The following is a 2,500-nucleotide window of genomic DNA, read 5'->3' as shown; positions in this document are numbered from 1 at the left end:
ATGCTTTCGGACAAGAATGCGCTGGCCAAGAGTGATCTGATTTTTTCTCCTTGTCGGTTTAATCTGGCGCGGGACAATTGGCTATTTGGAAAGATAGAAGTTTCATGTTTCTTGCGGCGGACTCTATCGCCTGTAATGGCGTTACATGTTCCGCCAACAAGATCCGGCGCATTTGCGAGGAAGCAAATTTCTCCAGCCCGGAGAAGCTTTTACTCAAGTGAAACCGCAGTTTTGTTTCACTGACCTTTTCTACATTGAATTCGTTTTTGTCCCAGTCCAGCCTTACGTTGTATCTGGGGGGCGATGGTTTCGACACCTTGGCCACCCGGTAGATCGTGATATAAACCGGCCAGACTTCATCACGCATTAGCTCCAGGGTTTCTGGCGGTGTTATTGAGATCCATTGAGTGCCCTGATCAACCCGCTCGGCTGAGAGCGTCGGGATAGCTTTGAACAACAAGGGCGCTAGGCTGGCTACGCCCCTCACGCTAAGTAGCTTTTCACACACATGTTGATTCTGGGCGAGGAACAATGTCAACTCGCCCAGATGCCCCTGTAGCGTAGCGGGTGTCCATTTATTTAGAGGCTTGTATTTCAAAGGGCGCATTGCACTGATCACAGCCTGATGAGTCAGAACCAGATCAGCTGCAAGATCCGAAATTTTTTCGCTGATCGGGCTTTGCCAACGAGTCACGCTTTGGCAATAGGCAACCAGTAACTGCGCGGAGTTATTACCCCGGCTAAGTTGGAACCTGGCCCTGCTGGCAGAGGCTTCCAGCCAGCGATAGTCAAGAAGGGTCCAGCGCTTACCTAACTCCAGCAACTGCTTTTCCTTGTAGGCATCAAGATCCTGGTCGAGCACGACGAAAGCTAGGTCGTAATCAGCAAAAACTCTACGACTGCTGATTTGCTCCTTGACGGCGCGCACATATTTTTCGAGCTGCTGTGCCGTCAACGATGCTTTAACCTTATTTTCAATCGCGACCAGAATCTGATTTGCTGGGTCGACCAAAAATAGGTCAAGCCTACCATTGCCGGTGCCTCCGTTGCCTTTGATACTGAACTCACGAGTAACGAATGCCGCGCCAAAGCTACTGGTGCGAATTTTTCCTGGCGTCCACTTCGCAAAAAACTTGCGGTTATCATAGGTGCAACCATCGCTCGCAGCGTGGGCCGCTTCTAGGAAGTCCTTAATAATCCCATCGCCTTGGGAATGGCCTTCATTGGGGTTCATACACCAGGCAAGCACTTCAGAATTTTGGTTCTCCAGAAGTGTCGTCACCTCAAAAACATTGTCGACAGTTTTGTTGAGCTCTATCAGCTCCAAAAGCTTGGGGTCTCTCAAGAATGCGTTGAGCTCCGTCGGTTCCACATTTGCCTCCCCCATGAAAAACAACTATTTAATATATTTACTGCTCACAGCCTGAATTGCAAAGTTCCATCGTGGTCGGTTCGGTATGAAGCAATATTATTTTGGAGTGCACTCAAACCATTCAGGTTGTCGGCCAATGGGTGATCCCAAGCATTATCCCCGCATGAAATTACCGTCTCGAATGACGAGAACAATGCTCTCCAGGCACTGACGTCTATTGAACCAGCATTACCCCCGTGATGAGGTGCAACAAATACGCAGTCTTTTGTTGATTGGAAACGGCCCTGAATGGCATTCAGTATTTTTTCATAATGGTGGTCGCCGACCAGTAGGGCTAATTTGTTACGGCCTTCATAACAAAGAACAATACCGCTCTGGTTGCGAGATCGACCCGCAGTTGCACGAAATACGGTAAGTGGCCCCACACGTTGGATTTCGATCAGTTTAATCGTACGTCCCGGAGCATTCCGTTGCGCAGGAGGCAAAAGCCGAACCGATATCTCATGCTCATCGAGCAAAGCCATAATGCGCTTACAGGTCGCAGTATCTGGTAGCTGACTAGGAGCTGTTACCTCTGTTATCACAGTCATATCTGCGTGAGTAAATTTCAAAAGCGACTGATAATGATCGACGTCCCAATGGCTGATGTAGATTTTGACCTCAACTCCTTGTGTACCGATGCCCTGTGATGCGACAAGACGCTCTACTTGTGCTGCGTCGTAGAGGCGGCTGGCGCCAACGTCGTATATGATCCGCAGGCTATCCGTACGAATCTCGTTCCAGTTACCGTGCCCGCAGTCGATCACCGAAAGCGTCGCAGTCGTACTAACCGATGCCAACTCGCTCGGGCTGGAAAGCGGGTAATACGATGCAGATACGATGCCTCGTTCGATAAACATTGGCGAAACTAGGTGTCGTGAGAAGTTCTTTTTCCCCTCTGGCACAGACAGCTCGCCACGCAGAAATACACTGCCCGGTCCGGTGGGATCGATGGCCTGATAAACCCATCCCTCCCAAAATGTGTCGGGAATCTCGTACCAAGAACCCTCCCGGCAACCAAAGTAGCTGTCGGGCAAATAATCGAAGCGAAGCATGGAGGCAGGGTTGTCCGAGGCTAAGTCTTCCTCA

Annotated in this window: 2 protein-coding genes; both read right to left on the bottom strand. The window is 50.1% G+C overall.

The genetic code is table 11. The features are described from left to right. Window positions 1-58 precede the first annotated feature (58 nt). On the bottom strand, window positions 59-1,372 hold the full coding sequence (locus tag J0A65_RS22340) for a PDDEXK-like family protein (RefSeq protein ID WP_206596524.1): 1,314 nt from the start codon (window positions 1,370-1,372) through the stop codon (window positions 59-61). 44 nt (window positions 1,373-1,416) lie between these two features. Continuing rightward, window positions 1,417-2,500: ComEC/Rec2 family competence protein (locus tag J0A65_RS22335; protein ID WP_206596523.1), on the bottom strand; the 1,084-nt coding region annotated here is incomplete at its 5' end.

This window comes from Bowmanella yangjiangensis (genome assembly GCF_017255015.1).
Classification (GTDB): Bacteria; Pseudomonadota; Gammaproteobacteria; order Enterobacterales; family Alteromonadaceae; genus Bowmanella; species Bowmanella yangjiangensis.
The sequence above is the reverse complement of the archived record's forward strand: the minus strand, read 5'-3'. Positions and strand labels throughout refer to the sequence as shown.